The organism is Amphritea atlantica, from assembly GCF_900111095.1.
Taxonomy (GTDB): domain Bacteria; phylum Pseudomonadota; class Gammaproteobacteria; order Pseudomonadales; family Balneatricaceae; genus Amphritea; species Amphritea atlantica.
Window position 1 is genome coordinate 1 of the sequence record NZ_FOGB01000014.1, and the last position, 13,752, is coordinate 13,752.

At 51.4% G+C, this 13,752-nt stretch carries 19 protein-coding genes; 6 read left to right on the top strand and 13 right to left on the bottom strand.

What is annotated here, in order from left to right:
- Positions 1-496: 496 nt before the first annotated feature.
- From BMY09_RS17665 to BMY09_RS17680, 4 genes are all read left to right on the top strand, one after another.
- Positions 497-1,042 carry a flavodoxin gene (locus BMY09_RS17665; RefSeq protein WP_091360872.1) on the top strand — a complete coding sequence of 182 codons (546 nt, stop codon included), beginning with the start codon at positions 497-499 and terminating at the stop codon, positions 1,040-1,042.
- Between the two features lie 142 nt (positions 1,043-1,184).
- Positions 1,185-1,805, top strand: coding sequence for an ATP-dependent Clp endopeptidase proteolytic subunit ClpP (gene clpP, locus BMY09_RS17670; protein WP_091360874.1), 621 nt, complete (start codon positions 1,185-1,187; stop codon positions 1,803-1,805).
- A 6-nt stretch (positions 1,806-1,811) separates the two neighbouring features.
- A complete protein-coding gene (locus BMY09_RS17675) occupies positions 1,812-2,087 on the top strand; it encodes a DUF6156 family protein (protein WP_091360878.1) in 276 nt (91 codons plus the stop codon).
- Entirely contained in the window at positions 2,059-2,418 is a 360-nt protein-coding gene (locus tag BMY09_RS17680; RefSeq protein WP_091360881.1) for a DUF3144 domain-containing protein, read from the top strand. Before BMY09_RS17675 ends, BMY09_RS17680 begins: the two co-directional genes overlap by 29 nt.
- Positions 2,419-2,503: 85 nt before the next feature.
- On the opposite strand, the gene BMY09_RS17685 is transcribed toward BMY09_RS17680, so the two are convergent.
- Positions 2,504-3,697 carry a benzoate/H(+) symporter BenE family transporter gene (locus tag BMY09_RS17685; protein ID WP_091360883.1) on the bottom strand — a complete coding sequence of 398 codons (1,194 nt, stop codon included), beginning with the start codon at positions 3,695-3,697 and terminating at the stop codon, positions 2,504-2,506.
- Positions 3,698-3,820: 123 nt separating this feature from the next.
- On the opposite strand from BMY09_RS17685, the gene BMY09_RS17690 reads away from it, so the two are divergent.
- Together BMY09_RS17690 and BMY09_RS17695 are read left to right on the top strand one after the other, a co-directional pair.
- Positions 3,821-4,393 carry a helix-turn-helix domain-containing protein gene (locus BMY09_RS17690; RefSeq protein WP_091360885.1) on the top strand — a complete coding sequence of 191 codons (573 nt, stop codon included), beginning with the start codon at positions 3,821-3,823 and terminating at the stop codon, positions 4,391-4,393.
- 134 nt (positions 4,394-4,527) lie between these two features.
- Positions 4,528-4,743, top strand: coding sequence for a dodecin (locus BMY09_RS17695; protein WP_091360887.1), 216 nt, complete (start codon positions 4,528-4,530; stop codon positions 4,741-4,743).
- A gap of 72 nt (positions 4,744-4,815) precedes the next feature.
- Here BMY09_RS17695 and BMY09_RS17700 read toward each other — a convergent pair whose 3' ends face one another.
- The 12 genes from BMY09_RS17700 to nifV form a co-directional block, all read right to left on the bottom strand.
- Positions 4,816-5,199, bottom strand: coding sequence for a hypothetical protein (locus BMY09_RS17700; protein ID WP_139203216.1), 384 nt, complete (start codon positions 5,197-5,199; stop codon positions 4,816-4,818).
- 101 nt (positions 5,200-5,300) lie between these two features.
- Complete coding sequence (rluF, locus tag BMY09_RS17705) at positions 5,301-6,218, bottom strand: 23S rRNA pseudouridine(2604) synthase RluF (protein WP_091360891.1); 918 nt, start codon at positions 6,216-6,218, stop codon at positions 5,301-5,303.
- A gap of 161 nt (positions 6,219-6,379) precedes the next feature.
- Entirely contained in the window at positions 6,380-6,898 is a 519-nt protein-coding gene (locus tag BMY09_RS17710; protein ID WP_091360895.1) for a DUF1697 domain-containing protein, read from the bottom strand.
- Positions 6,899-6,985: 87 nt separating this feature from the next.
- Positions 6,986-7,477 carry a hypothetical protein gene (locus BMY09_RS17715; protein ID WP_091360897.1) on the bottom strand — a complete coding sequence of 164 codons (492 nt, stop codon included), beginning with the start codon at positions 7,475-7,477 and terminating at the stop codon, positions 6,986-6,988.
- 108 nt (positions 7,478-7,585) lie between these two features.
- Positions 7,586-7,813, bottom strand: a complete 228-nt coding sequence (locus tag BMY09_RS17720) for a DUF6429 family protein (RefSeq protein WP_091360900.1) — start codon at positions 7,811-7,813, stop codon at positions 7,586-7,588.
- Positions 7,814-8,091: 278 nt separating this feature from the next.
- Entirely contained in the window at positions 8,092-9,384 is a 1,293-nt protein-coding gene (clpX, locus tag BMY09_RS17725) for an ATP-dependent Clp protease ATP-binding subunit ClpX (RefSeq protein WP_091360902.1), read from the bottom strand.
- On the bottom strand, positions 9,381-10,259 hold the full coding sequence (gene nifM / locus BMY09_RS17730; RefSeq protein ID WP_175483582.1) for a nitrogen fixation protein NifM: 879 nt from the start codon (positions 10,257-10,259) through the stop codon (positions 9,381-9,383). The genes clpX and nifM overlap by 4 nt, the downstream gene beginning before the upstream one ends.
- Complete coding sequence (locus BMY09_RS17735) at positions 10,252-10,731, bottom strand: nitrogen fixation protein NifZ (protein ID WP_091360906.1); 480 nt, start codon at positions 10,729-10,731, stop codon at positions 10,252-10,254. The genes nifM and BMY09_RS17735 overlap by 8 nt, the downstream gene beginning before the upstream one ends.
- Before the next feature lie 6 nt (positions 10,732-10,737).
- Positions 10,738-11,064, bottom strand: a complete 327-nt coding sequence (nifW, locus tag BMY09_RS17740; protein WP_217647470.1) for a nitrogenase-stabilizing/protective protein NifW — start codon at positions 11,062-11,064, stop codon at positions 10,738-10,740.
- A gap of 9 nt (positions 11,065-11,073) precedes the next feature.
- Positions 11,074-11,598, bottom strand: a complete 525-nt coding sequence (locus tag BMY09_RS17745) for a hypothetical protein (protein WP_091360908.1) — start codon at positions 11,596-11,598, stop codon at positions 11,074-11,076.
- Positions 11,599-11,600: 2 nt separating this feature from the next.
- Positions 11,601-12,404, bottom strand: coding sequence for a serine O-acetyltransferase (gene cysE / locus BMY09_RS17750; RefSeq protein ID WP_245756623.1), 804 nt, complete (start codon positions 12,402-12,404; stop codon positions 11,601-11,603).
- A gap of 57 nt (positions 12,405-12,461) precedes the next feature.
- Positions 12,462-13,628 carry a homocitrate synthase gene (nifV, locus tag BMY09_RS17755; protein ID WP_091360910.1) on the bottom strand — a complete coding sequence of 389 codons (1,167 nt, stop codon included), beginning with the start codon at positions 13,626-13,628 and terminating at the stop codon, positions 12,462-12,464.
- Between the last annotated feature and the right edge of the window lie 124 nt (positions 13,629-13,752).

Genomic DNA, 13,752 nt, shown 5'->3' on the forward strand with positions numbered 1-13,752 from the left:
CCCTAGCCAGTGGCGCAGCCACGTCTAGAGTAGTTAGAACGGAAACTTCATTTCCTGCTAGTCGTTAGACACGACTGCGTCGCTTGCTGGATAAAAACCGTGGCTCGTCGCTCGTCGTTCGTAACAGCAAAAAGGCTGCCGGGTTGTTGCCTTTAAGAATGCATGAAATACCAGAAAGCTCAGTATCACTACCGGGCTTTTCGCTTTTTCTAACCACTAGCAAGTGGCGCAGCCACGTCTAGCAACTCACGTTTTTCCCCCTTGTAGCAAAACCCACAACAGCCCGGATCGATCAAATACTATCAATGTAGGCTTTCCAACAAACGCTGAAAATAGTCAGACATACATATTTTTTACCTATATTTATCAATCACTTATTTTTATAAAAATCATGGTACGTTAACTGCAATATTCCTCCTACCCACTTTTAATCAGCACTGTATACCTGTGCGTTGTGATGCGGTTTATCACGCACTTAGTGCAAAAGGAGATTGATATGTCACGTATTGGTTTGTTTTTCGGCACCGACACCGGCAAGACACGTAAAGTAGCCAAGATGATCAAAAAGAAGTTTGACGATGAGGTGATGGCAAGCCCGTTAAACGTAAACCGTACAGATGCCTCTGCTTTTGCTGAGTATGAGTATCTGATTATCGGTTCCCCGACGCTGGGCGAAGGCTTGCTGCCAGGTCTGTCTGCAGACTGTGAGAATGAAAGCTGGGAAGAGTTTCTGCCCGAGATCGACGATATTGATCTGACCGGAAAAACTGTTGCTATCTATGGCCTGGGTGATCAGGTTGGTTATCCGGATGAGTTTGTCGATGCTATGGGTGAACTGTACGACTTTGTCACCGAACGCGGCGCGAAAGTTGTCGGCTCATGGCCTACCGATGGTTATGAATTCAACCACTCTGAAGCGGTGGGTGAAGATGGTAAGTTCGTCGGCCTGGCACTGGATCTGGATAACCAGTCCAACCTCACAGAAGAGCGGCTGAATGCCTGGTTAGGCCAGATTGCACCAGACTTTGATCTGCCGCTCTAAGCTCAGAGCGGACGGTATCCATAGTTTCTATTAGTTACGGTATTCCCTGCCGTACGCCTTTTATGCGTAGCTCTCAGGGCTACGCTTTTTTTCCGCCAGACAGCCTGACAGGCTGGCCTGCGTGTTCATGTGAGGTATTGCGATGATCAATCCCAACGGTTCCGGAACTGACATACTCAATGCACTTGTCCCGATGGTGGTGGAACAATCCGCCAAGGGCGAGCGAGCCTATGATATCTATTCAAGATTGTTAAAGGAGCGGGTCATTTTTCTGATCGGCCCGGTTGAAGACCACATGGCCAATCTGGTGGTCGCACAGCTGCTGTTTCTGGAAGCGGAAAACCCAGGCAAAGATATCCACCTCTACATCAACTCTCCGGGAGGTTCGGTCACCGCCGGGATGTCTATTTATGACACCATGCAGTTTATTAAACCGGATGTCAGCACTATGTGTATGGGTCAGGCGGCCAGCATGGGCGCATTTCTGCTGGCCGGTGGTACTCAGGGTAAGCGCTTTGCACTGCCTAACGCCCGGGTGATGATCCACCAGCCGTTGGGCGGCTATCAGGGGCAGGCCTCCGATATTGAGATCCATACCAAAGAGATTCTCAGTATCCGCCACAAACTCAACAGCCTGCTGGCTAAGCACACCGGCCAACCTCTGGAAACCATCAACCGGGATACCGACCGGGATAACTTTATGACCGCAGAGACAGCAAAAGCCTACGGTCTGATTGATGAAGTGCTGATTCAGCGAGGCTGATAACGGATGGCAGATCTTCAGAAATATAACCATTTCTATCTAAGTTACAGCGGCATCAAACTGCCGCTGAAGCTGGTCGGACCGCTAGAACTATCAGAGATCGAAAACCGGAACACGTTTTTCGCCTCGATAGAGGATGATCAGGGTCGGGTGACCGAGATCGCCAAAGTGGTCTACAACGAGATCGAGTTACACCACCACTATCGCTATCACGATGATGACCAGAGTCTGGTAGAGGCGGTGATCACCGCGGATGGGGAAACCCATACCATTCAGTATTGAGGTCAGGGGAAGCCCTGTTTCAGAACGGCGGGTACACAAGACCACCGTTATTACCGGAGAGACGATTATGCTTGAATCAGACTTTTTTGAAGTGTCCGATGAGTTTATCAACCTTGCCAATGATCTCGGCGACGAGTGGGCTCAGCCGATGCTCAGTGCATCGATCATGCATGCGGCGGCACGTTTTAATGCTTTCCACCTGATGTCACAGAATGATACCGGTGATATCAATACCGCCATCGATTTTCTCACCACACAATACAAACAGATGCTGATAGAAAACCTGCGGGAACTGAGAAGCGATCAGCCGGATATGCTCAATCACAGCTGATCTGTTCCCGGTGCCCTCGGCAGTAACATAGAGAACACCACAGAGAGCACAGAGGCCTGCAGGATTGAGCGCACGTACAGCATGGCTAGCGGCTCAGTCTGACACTCTTCTGCACATAGTAGGCGATCAGGCCGATGCACAACCCCCAGAACGCGCTGCTGATGCCCAGCAGGTTCAGCCCGGATGCGGTGACTAAAAAGGTCAGCAACGCGGCTTCCCTGTCACCCGGATCGGCCAGCGCAGCCGACAGACTGTTACCGATGGTACTCAACAGCGCCAGTCCCGCGATCGCCATCACCAGTGCCGTTGGAAAAGCGGTAAACAGTGAGGCGATGGTCGAGCCAAACAGCCCGGTTAACAGATAAAAGCCCCCGGCCCACACTGATGCCATATAGCGTTTTGACCGATCCTGCCCGGCCTCATCGCCCATACAGATCGCCGCCGTAATCGCCGCCAGGTTGTATGAGAATCCCCCAAAAGGAGCCAGCACCACCCCGGCAAAACCGGTCCAGGTGAGCAGAGGCGAAACCGGTGTTTCATAACCATTGGCGCGCAGCACAGCGACACCCGGCACATTCTGCGAAGCCATGGTGATAATGAACAGCGGTACCCCTACCCCAATCATGGTCTGCAGATTAAAGGTCGGCGTGACCCAGAGCGGCGTCGACAACTGCCAGTTAAGCACCTCAACATTCAGTTGCCCCTGAATCAACGCCGTGGCAGTACCCGCTAACAGTACAATAGGGATGGTATAGCGCGGCAACAAACGTTTTACGGCGATAAAAACCGCTAACATCAGCCCCACCAGCAGCAGACTGGATTGCATCACCTTAAACAGATCGATGCCAAACTGCAGTAGAACCCCTGCCAGCATCGCCCCGGCCAAAGGCATCGGAACATGATGCATTATTTTTTCAAACCAGCCGGTAATACCACACAACAGAATCAGTCCGGAGCTGAAAATAAAAATACCGATCGCCTCATTAATCGGCACACCGGACAACGCCGTTACCAACAGCGCCGCCCCCGGTGTCGACCAGGCTGTCAGTACCGGAGTTCGAAAGTAGAGGGACAGACCGGCACTGGTCAGTCCCATACCGATACCCAACGCCCACAACCAGGAGCTGATTTCAGCTGTTGAAGCCCCGGCAGCCGCGGCCGCCTGAAAGATAATCACCGCCGAACTGGTATAACCAACCAGTACGGCAACAAAGCCCGCAGACAGATGTGACAGGTTGAATAAACCTGCTACGCCTGGTCGGCTCTTTATTGATCCCATGCTACCAACTCCCTACACCCGAAAACATGTTGTGCGTTATAACGTCCAAGTACGGCAAGCGTATCATTGTGCGTTATAGCGTACAATGATAATTTAATACCTCTCTTCTAACCGGAAGCCCCAATGCAGGAAATAAATCTTTATCTCGCGACCACATTGAAACAGCTCAGACAGACAAAAGGCTGGAGCCTTGACCGTGCTGCCAGTGAAACCGGCGTTAGCAAAGCGATGCTGGGACAGATTGAGCGAGGTGAGTCCAGCCCCACCATTGCAACGATGTGGAAGATATCAAAAGGGTTTCATAAATCGTTATCCAGCCTGTTAGAGCCGTCAGCAGACAACAACAGTCAAACCGTGATCCGCCCGCCAAATAAGCAATCCAAAGTGCTGGACAGCAACAACAGTCCGATCGCACCGATATTTCCCTATGAGGAACAGTTTGGATTCGAGATGTTTGAGTTAACGCTGTTGCCGGGCTATGAGCGGATATCTGAACCCCACATTGATGGTGTCACGGAACATGTGATTGTCATCAGTGGAGAGATGGAACTCCTGATTAATGGTGAATGGATTAAACTGACTCAGGGATCATCGGTGCGGTTTGCCGGTGACACACTTCATGGATACCGGAACAGCAGCGCCAGCCCCGCTGTTTTTCACAACATTCTTCACTATGCCCATGATGTTTCTGAATAAATAATTTCAACGTAAGCTGGGGTCTGAATAAAGAAGCAAAGATAACCACAGCATTAACAATCGCCCACCCTCCTGCCATTTTTAGACTACGCTTAATCTGAACTCGATAATGGCCTGAAGGGATGGGAAGTAGCATGTCTGATCACCACACATACCGGAAAACAGAGATAGTAGGTTCATCACCTATCAGCAGTGACGAAGCGATTCGTAATGCATTGGCTGAGTGCAGTAAAACGATCAGAAATATGGAGTGGTTTGAGGTAGTTGAAACCCGGGGACATATTGTCAACGGTCAGGTGGGCCACTTTCAGGTCACACTGAAAGTGGGCTTCAGGGTCGAAAGCAGCTGATACTTCCGGCTCACATTCAAAGACAAGAGCTCAGGCATAACTCCCGGTGCTGATGCCAGACAAGCTGTTTAATCAGCTAATCTCTTTGATTAGCTGATTAAACTTATCCGGATCTTCAGCTTTGAGGGTCATCAGCGATGACTTCAGCGAGTTGATATTCGCTGACAGATGCTGCCGTTTAACCTGCTCTATATCTTCAGCTATCTTTTGCAACTGATCTATGGATTCACTGGTCTGATGCTTTGTCAGCTCCAATAACACATCGGTAATCACCCCCAGTTGCTTACCATAACTGGCCACATCCCGGACCACGGCGGTTTCTATTTGACGGTTACCCGCAAAATTAACCTCAATCTGGGGAGACCACCAACTGGTAACAGGGGAGATATCCTGGGTCAGATCACCACTGAAAGGCGGCTTGAACATCCCCAGCCAGGGATTCATCCATAGGTTCATACTCAGTCTCTCCTCTGAATTCAGTCAATACCCATATCAAAACTCAGATCAGTATAGACAGATTTTCAGCGAACAACGCCTTGTATTACCTCGTCAGCCACTCAGCGACGCCGGGGTTTTCTGGCACTCCTGCCCGATTTACCTCGAGGACTTTCGCCGGATTTGGGGGAATAAGATGACGCGCCACCGGATCTGGATTTCTGTGAACCACGTCCCGATCCGCTCTTTTTATTTTGCCCGCCAGGTTTTTTACTCTGACCACCGCCAGATCGTTTTTTCTGCCCCGCAGGTGCTTCCGATGACGAGGCAGCCGCCGCTTTTAAGATCTGCTTCAGTTCGTCCTCTGTCAGATCCCGCCACTCACCCACCGGCAAGCCTTTGAGATCGACATTCATGATCCGCACCCGCTCCAGTTTTGTCACTTCATAATTGAAGTGTTCACACATCCGGCGAATCTGGCGGTTCAGGCCCTGGATCAGGGTGATACGAAACACCTTAGGCGACTCTTTAGTGATCTTGCATTTTTTGGTGACCTTACCGAGCATCGGCACCCCGGCACTCATTCCGGTAATAAACTCATCGGTGATCGGCTTGTTCACCGTTACCAGATACTCTTTCTCATGCTTATTTCCGGCACGCAGAATCTTATTTACCAGGTCGCCATTGTTAGTGAGAAAGATCAGCCCCTGAGAGTCTTTATCCAAACGGCCAATAGGAAAGATGCGGGTGCTGTGATTGACAAAATCGACGATATTATTGCGTTCACTTCCCTCGGTGGTACTGACAACGCCCACCGGTTTATTCAATGCAATAAACACAAGATCTTCCGCTTCTTCAGGATCAATCGCCTGACCGTTCACCTTCACCAGATCTCCCGGGGAAACCCGGTCACCGATAGCGGCGCGCTTACCATTGATAAACACATTACCCTGCTCAATAAAACGATCTGCGTCCCTGCGGGAGCAGATACCACTATCACTGATATATTTATTCAAACGGGTTGATGTGTCACTCAACATAGATTGATGTCTCAAAAATGGGGGCTGAAATGGCTTATCAGATGAAATCTGAAGCGGGTAGCATCTGAATTATGCGTATTCTTGACCAAATGACCGGCAGGCGCCAGTCCTGTCATAAAATTAAAGGGTTAATTAAGAGGGAAATGACAACTGAAACAGATTCAGGCCTCTTCAGTCATCTGCCTGAGTTTATTGATGGTATTGAGATTCCTTCCCGTGGCGGGCACACCCAGACACTTTTCCAGACCGGCGACCAGTTTTGACCGGCCGATCCCATCCGGCGCCTGTAGATAGAAAACCTTTCCTTTTATCTCAAAACGCTCAGTTTCAGAAGCCAGCGCCATCAGTTTTGCCCTATCAGGCTGAGGCTCGTGCTGTAAAAAGTAAAAGTGAACCGATTTACCATCAGCCAGATCATAGGGGTTATGTTTCACCGCCGCATCAAACTCATCCTCGCCCAGCACGATCATTTCAGGCCGGAAACCAAACCCCGCTTCAATCTCACGTAGTACACTCTCTCCGGGTTTCGATTTTCCCTTTAAAATAACATTGCCACTCTGAATGTAGGTTCGCACCGCATCAAAGCCGTTCTGTTGCAACAGTAAACGCAGATCCGCCATTGGCAGGATATTTCGCCCGCCAACGTTAATGCCTCTGAACAGTAAAATATAGGTTTTCATCGTATTACAGAGTTCCCTTCAGCAAGAGAGCGGTCTGTTAACACCGCTCTCCCCTGATTGCTCCTGGACGAGCCTTAGTGATCAGGTTTACTCGGCCCTGGCGTCGGCCCCATGTTCAGATAACTGCGCACCAAACCAGCGATGAATCGCAGTTAACAGATGAAGATCGGTGGTTTCAAAACGGATCTGAGCCCCTGTCGTGAGAGGTGAGTAGGTGACCGCTATTCCCGCTGACCCGGCCTGAAGTTCTTTAAGTCCCGGCATCGTGGCACCATGCAACATTGCCGGATCGGAATAGTCACCCTGCTGGAAACGTTCAGCCTCATGACTGAGATGTTGCTGAATCATAGCGATCTGATCATGCGCAGCGGCATCTTTAGCAACGACCTTTTGCACCCCTCCGAATTCGGTCATGGTGAACACATGCATGGTCTCCGACATTGCAAAGGGCATCACATGGTGAGACATCTGATGCACCTGCTCCTGGGTGGTTTGAGCGGATGCCGAAGCAACGCTTATCAGCAGCAGAAGCACAGCGGCCTGCACGGCTTTTGCAATACAACACACAGACTGTTTCATATCATCTCCATCTTATTCGGGTGAGGAACAACAGCAAAGCAGCAGATCTGTCGGTCAGGCACCACGTATCCATAGAGCTTAAACCTATAAGCCTGCCATTAAAACGGTTTAATCCTTACAAAACAGTGTTGCGAACAGCTGCGTTGATTCTTTCAAACCCGCTTCTGTCAGCACAACCGATTTAGTCTTGTTAACCGGATCATGAATATACCCCTTTTCATGCAACCGATTCATGACCTCAAAATCCATCCCTTTCCAGGCACGGACTTCATCATGAAGCGTCAGCTGTAATAGCGCTAAAACGGTTTGGTCAATTTTATCTTCATCGATATTCATAGGGCCCCTCCATGATAGCGGCTGATGTCACACAGGCGCATCGGACACTACGGAACTGGATGGTAGCCCGCTACGGCTACTTTGTGGCGCCCTTGAAGAAGAGTATAGCCCTAATAGCCAACACTATAAGCCCCATTGCGCGAGCTAACTATAAGTTGATCCAGTCGTTCATGAGGAGATCCCCAAAGGGCGTTAGAAAGGGGTAAGTAACAGGATATAGAGCGGGACGGCCCCCTGGGCCATCCCGCTTTTTCGAGATAGGAGCAGCGGTTTTTCCTTTATCCATCCACTGCTTCAGCCGATGCGGTATCCTCTTCTGAAGGGTCCAGCAACACCTCTCTGACGATCAGTTCGCTGGCGTCATCAACCCCGTCACGATCCACAATCACCTGTTTCAGCTGCGGATTGGATGGCATCTCGTACATGCTCTTACGCAGTACTGATTCCATAATCGAACGCAGACCACGGGCACCGCTGCCCCGGGCACAAGCCAGTTCAGCAATACGGGTCAGCGCCTCATCGGTAAATACCAGATCAACTCCCTGATAGGCGTACAGCTGACGATACTGCTTTTGCAGTGAATTTTTCGGTTCGGTCAGCACCCGCACCAACGCTTCAGCGTCCAGCTCATGGAGGAAGGTGACCACCGGGAAACGCCCGACAAACTCGGGAATCAGACCAAACTTCTGTAGGTCTTCTGGCTTCAGCTCGGCCAGCAGTTCATCGTGGGTGTGCTCTTTATCGGCCACAAAGTCAGCCTGGAAACCGATACCAACCCCATCGGGCCGCAACCGCCCTTTAACGTGCTCCTCCAGGCCGGGGAAAGCGCCGCCAACAATAAACAGGATATTGGTGGTATTGATCATCTCATCACCGCTATCTCCGCGACGACCACTTTTCGGCAGTTTGACATCATGACCTTCAACCATTTTCAGCAATGCCTGCTGCACACCTTCGCCGGAGACATCCCGGGTGGAGGCCGCCCCACCGCTCTTGTCCGCCAGTTTGTCGACCTCATCAATATAAACAATGCCCCACTGAGCCCGCTGCACATCACCATCGGCGGCATCCACCAGCCGACGCATAATGACATCAACATCTTCACCGACATAACCGGCCTGGGTCAGGGTCGTGGCATCGGCCACCACAAAGGGCACGCCGATCACCCTGGCCAGACTTTTCACCAACAGGGTTTTACCGGTGCCGGACGGGCCAACCATCAGCACATTGGATTTTTCCAGCTCGACGCCGCCATCAATATCGGTAATGGAATCGTTGCTGTTAAGGTTGAGCAGCCGCTGGTAGTGGTTATAGATAGCGATGGAGAGGATCTCTTTGGCGCCCTCCTGATCGATCACGTACTGGTCCAGATGCGCTTTTGTCTCTTTTGGCGTCATCAGTGATTCAGACAGATCATTCTGCTGCGCCTTCTGCCCCCAACTGCTCGACACTTTATACGCCAGCTCAACACAGGCGGAGCAGATAAAGCCTTCATTGCCAGAGATCAGCGGCACTTCCGCCGATTGCTGCACACCACAAAAAGAACATTTGATTTTCTCTTTATCACTCATGAATTCACCGCCTTGGGCATCTCAGTCTGATGCTTAAGTTGTTCTTTAATCCACTGCCGCTGATAGATAGATTGCTGTCGATCACGCAGTGAGGCTTTTAGCTTGGGAAGGACCTCTTCAAGGGGGAGTTTGCGCGGCTGTTCAATCCCGGTGCAGTACAGCAGGTGATAGCCAATTGAGGAGAGTACCGGCTCACTGACCTCTCCTGCCTGCATAGCAAACAGCACGTCGTCCAGCTCTGGATAGAGTTGTCCCCGTTCAACGTTGCCGATCTTGCCGCCATGCAGCGCCGTGGGGCATTCAGAATGTTTCTGCGCCTGCTCGTTAAAACGGGTTTTCTTTTTCAGAACCCGTTCACGGATCTCATTGATTCTGGCCAGCGCCCGGTCCGCCCGGTTCTCGTCATAATCATCGTTGACCGTTATCAGAATATGGTGAGCGGTGCGCCGTTCGGTGACGGAAAACTTATCCGGATGAAAGTAATAAAACAGCTCGGCTTCGGCATCAGAGACTTCCGGAGTGCTGGCCGATACCCGGTCAAGGGTGGCTTCCACCAGAAGATCGCGGCGAATCCCCTCTCTCAGCAACGCCAGGGTCAGATCCGCCTGTTCCAGCGCCTGCTCAAATGCAGCTGCGTTCTCATAGCGTTCGATAATCTCTTCCAGGGATTTTTTAACCTGTCCCTCGGAGATCACGACGCCCTGGCTTTGATCCGAACTGAGAATCACCCGTTCAATCTCCAGCTGATTGGCAATCAGACTGGCGGCTTCACTTCTCTGTCGGGCATCCAACTGATCCGGGGCACATTCAAACTGACTCCATGACAGCTTGAACAGCGCATAGATCGCTTCCGGGCTATCACCGTGGTTAACCATAATCACCTCCACGTGCCATTTGCGGGTCTGCGGTTGCTGCAGCAGGTTCCAGTGCCCGCTCCGGGATACAGATGCTCTGGCCATTGATATACAGGTTGTACTGAATATCGCTCTGGTCATCCCGCAGAACACCCTCGATCTCTCCCTGATCGCCTTTGCTGGCAATCAGTTGCCCCGCCATTCGCAGATCACACAGAATCCGTACTTTATCCCTGAACTCGAAACGGTTCTGAATCCATTCAGCATCCGCCGGGATCAGCTCCTCCTCCCGGCAGCCAACGGTGCGACCGGCCTCTAAAAAATGAACCCGGTAGATCAGTTGGTCCTGCAGATATGTTCCGACATCGTAAACGCAGCCCACCTCGCCCCGTCGCATCAGCAGTTCGCCCACCTCTGTTCCGGGATAGGTGCCATCATTACGCACATTCCTGATCAGTCTGACTTCGCTTCCGTATTCATATTTTGGCCGCATAGGACATCACTCCAGAATCTGGTCCAGGGGGACAAAAGTGGTTTGCGGACCTTTCATATGAAATACCCGAAATACCTTTTCTGTCAGCGCATCAGAGTGCACAAAATCTTCATACGCTTTTGTCAGCAGCTCTTTATAAGCCGTTTTGTAGCCCTCGATATCGGCCACCTGATCGGCATCGGGCAGATCTTTCAGGTAATCATGGAAACGCTGCATAATGTGCAGCCGGTTTACCTGTACCACGCTCCTGTCGAACTCAATAGCGAAATATTCCAGAAAATCCTCAGCAGAGCTAAGTTCTTCCAGATCATCCATAAATGTCATATCACTCATCGTCTCACCTCATGCACTCATTCGTTGATCTAGCGAATAGATCCCTTTCTGGTTGTAGGCTACTTCCAGCAGTGAGCGGGCACCGAGACGATCCGGACTATCCAGCGCCACTACTTTCTCCAGCCGTTCGATCCCCTCTTCAAGCTCTCCCAGGCGCAGACACAGATAACCGCTGCCTTTCAGCGCCAGCAGGTAGAAACGCACCATACCGAACGACTCAACCATGCCGTAGGAGAGATGTTCCAGGGTCATACGCCGCCAGCCCAGATCAAAACCAAACATCTTGCCGGACACCTCAAGAGCGGTCCCGGCAACCTCCAGCGCCTCGGTATAGCGATGCTGGTAGTAATAAAACCGGTACAGAGCCACCAGCACCATCAGATTTTGCGGCGCCATAAAGCGGGCTTTTATCAGGTAGGGTTCCGCCTGACCACGGCTGTAGGCGTCTGCTGCCTGATTGAGCAAAGCCATCACTTCGGGTGCCAGGGGTGCTTCAAAATAGAGATCAGCCTCTTCAAAACTGTGCAGGTCCATAATTATTCTCCGTGCGCATGCGCATATCTTTTTCCGTCAGGACACTCGTTATCGCAGATATCACTGCTCGGCTCACACTGACTGTAAAATTTAAACTGGTAGCCAGACTCAAGCGCGCCCTGCTTTTCTAACTGGGCTTCAAGCTTGTCGATCCGCTCCAGCATGCAGGCCATCGCCCGGCCCACCGGGTCGGGGATCATATGATGATTGAGGTTAATTCCAGACACACCGGCGCTGAGCTTCTGATCGGCAACCACCCGCCCCGGAATGCCAACCACAGTGCCATCTGCCGGTACATTAGCGACAACCACAGAGTTGGCGCCCACCCGGGCATCTGCACCAATGGTGATCGGTCCAAGAATTTTCGCGCCAGCACCGACCAACACCCGGTCACCCAGCGTCGGATGACGTTTACCTTTATTCCAGCTGGTGCCACCCAGAGTGACACCGTGATAAAGGGTTACATCATCGCCCAGCTCAGCGGTTTCACCGATAACAACACCGGCACCGTGATCGATAAACAGCCGGGCACCGATACGGGCGCCAGGATGAATATCGACGTTGGTCAGCAAACGCACCAGGTAGGCCAGCATGCGAGCAGTGAAAAACCACTTAGCTTTCCAGAGCTTATGTGACAACCGGTACAACAGGACTGCATGAACCCCGGGATAGGTGAGCAAAATCTCAAAGTAGTTTCGCGCAGCAGGATCTCGGTCAAAGACACAGTTCACATCCTCTTTCCAGGTTGCCCAAAGCCCCACTGGACCGTTGGTGATCATCGGAATAGCCTCCGTTTTCATATTCATCAGCGTCTCCCTTCAGTCAGTAATGAAGCACAGCGCATGCCAGACTGGAGAGCGTGTTTAAAGTGCAACAACTGAGGGTTCATAGATCTCACCCGCGACCGGTAACAGCTCTTCGCTGAGCCGGATCAGTTCCATCGAAGAGAGGGTTTGTTTATTCAGTGTGACCCGCTGGCGAATCTCTGACAGTAAGATTTCTGCCTGTTCACGGCTCAGTATGATGCCCAGTTCCTGATAGACATGTTTCACAATGCTGACACCGGAATGTTTGCCCAGCACCAGTTGATGTGAACGTCCCAGTTTCAGCGGATCGAGCCCCTGATAGTTGCGCTGATCTTTTAGCAAGCCATCGGTATGGATACCGGACTCATGGGTAAATACATGGCTGCCAACCACACTTTTCTGACAGTGCACCTGACGTCCGGATGCCTGCTCTACCATGGCGGAAAGGGACGGCAGACTGGTGAAATCGATACCGCAATCGATGCCGTACAGCTGTGATAAACCGATCACCACCTCTTCGAGGGCGGCATTTCCAGCCCGTTCTCCCAGGCCGTTGACGGTGGTATTCACATGGGTTGCACCGGCGCTGATTGCCGCCATGGAGTTGGCTGTTGCCAGCCCCAGATCATCATGGGCATGCATCTCGATCTCAAGATCGGTAGATGCTCTCAGATCGCTGATCACACTGAACAGGGAGAAAGGTTCCATCAACCCCAGGGTGTCAGCATAACGAACCCGTTTAGCACCTGCCCTGGCGGCCACTTCGTACATCGTTTTAAGGAAATCGGTCTCCGCTCTGGATGAATCTTCACAGCCGACACTGACACTGAAACCAAGATCTACCGCTGTTTTCACATAGTAATCGATCTGCTTTAACACCCACTGCGGAGTTTTACCCAGCTTATAGCGGATCTGCTGGGCAGACGCAGCGATCGACAGGTTAAGAATATCGACACAGGTCTCCTTAGCCGCGGCAATATCGCTGTCACACATCCGACACCAGACCATCAGCTGAGGGCGCTCAGCCAGGGCTGCAATCGACCGGATCACCTCGCATTCAGCGCTACCCATGGCCGGAATACCGATCTCCAGTTCAGGCACACCCGCACCATGAAGCGCCTGGGCAATCGCGATTTTCTCATCCGCATTGAAAGCCACACCAGCCGTCTGTTCACCGTCACGTAGCGTTGTATCATTGATGGTCACTATTCTGGTTGCAGACATCGGAAACCTCACCGCATCTATGTATCTGACTGAACTTATTCACGCGCCTGCGTCAATAAACGTTTCTTACTGAGTGTTACTGCAAACTACATTCCAAGTTATAAATACTTAATAAACAGACAGT

Coding starts and splice junctions, on each gene's coding strand:
- BMY09_RS17715 (WP_091360897.1), bottom strand. CDS start 7,477: ATGAAACAGTCTGTGTGTTGTATTGCAAAAGCCGTGCAGGCCGCTGTG.
- BMY09_RS17710 (WP_091360895.1), bottom strand. CDS start 6,898: ATGAAAACCTATATTTTACTGTTCAGAGGCATTAACGTTGGCGGGCGA.
- BMY09_RS17690 (WP_091360885.1), top strand. CDS start 3,821: ATGCAGGAAATAAATCTTTATCTCGCGACCACATTGAAACAGCTCAGA.
- nifV (WP_091360910.1), bottom strand. CDS start 13,628: ATGTCTGCAACCAGAATAGTGACCATCAATGATACAACGCTACGTGAC.
- BMY09_RS17665 (WP_091360872.1), top strand. CDS start 497: ATGTCACGTATTGGTTTGTTTTTCGGCACCGACACCGGCAAGACACGT.
- BMY09_RS17695 (WP_091360887.1), top strand. CDS start 4,528: ATGTCTGATCACCACACATACCGGAAAACAGAGATAGTAGGTTCATCA.
- BMY09_RS17685 (WP_091360883.1), bottom strand. CDS start 3,697: ATGGGATCAATAAAGAGCCGACCAGGCGTAGCAGGTTTATTCAACCTG.
- clpX (WP_091360902.1), bottom strand. CDS start 9,384: ATGAGTGATAAAGAGAAAATCAAATGTTCTTTTTGTGGTGTGCAGCAA.
- rluF (WP_091360891.1), bottom strand. CDS start 6,218: ATGTTGAGTGACACATCAACCCGTTTGAATAAATATATCAGTGATAGT.
- nifM (WP_175483582.1), bottom strand. CDS start 10,259: ATGGTTAACCACGGTGATAGCCCGGAAGCGATCTATGCGCTGTTCAAG.
- cysE (WP_245756623.1), bottom strand. CDS start 12,404: ATGAATATGAAAACGGAGGCTATTCCGATGATCACCAACGGTCCAGTG.
- clpP (WP_091360874.1), top strand. CDS start 1,185: ATGATCAATCCCAACGGTTCCGGAACTGACATACTCAATGCACTTGTC.
- BMY09_RS17675 (WP_091360878.1), top strand. CDS start 1,812: ATGGCAGATCTTCAGAAATATAACCATTTCTATCTAAGTTACAGCGGC.
- nifW (WP_217647470.1), bottom strand. CDS start 11,064: ATGAGTGATATGACATTTATGGATGATCTGGAAGAACTTAGCTCTGCT.
- BMY09_RS17680 (WP_091360881.1), top strand. CDS start 2,059: ATGGGGAAACCCATACCATTCAGTATTGAGGTCAGGGGAAGCCCTGTT.
- BMY09_RS17720 (WP_091360900.1), bottom strand. CDS start 7,813: ATGAATATCGATGAAGATAAAATTGACCAAACCGTTTTAGCGCTATTA.
- BMY09_RS17745 (WP_091360908.1), bottom strand. CDS start 11,598: ATGGACCTGCACAGTTTTGAAGAGGCTGATCTCTATTTTGAAGCACCC.
- BMY09_RS17735 (WP_091360906.1), bottom strand. CDS start 10,731: ATGCGGCCAAAATATGAATACGGAAGCGAAGTCAGACTGATCAGGAAT.
- BMY09_RS17700 (WP_139203216.1), bottom strand. CDS start 5,199: ATGAACCTATGGATGAATCCCTGGCTGGGGATGTTCAAGCCGCCTTTC.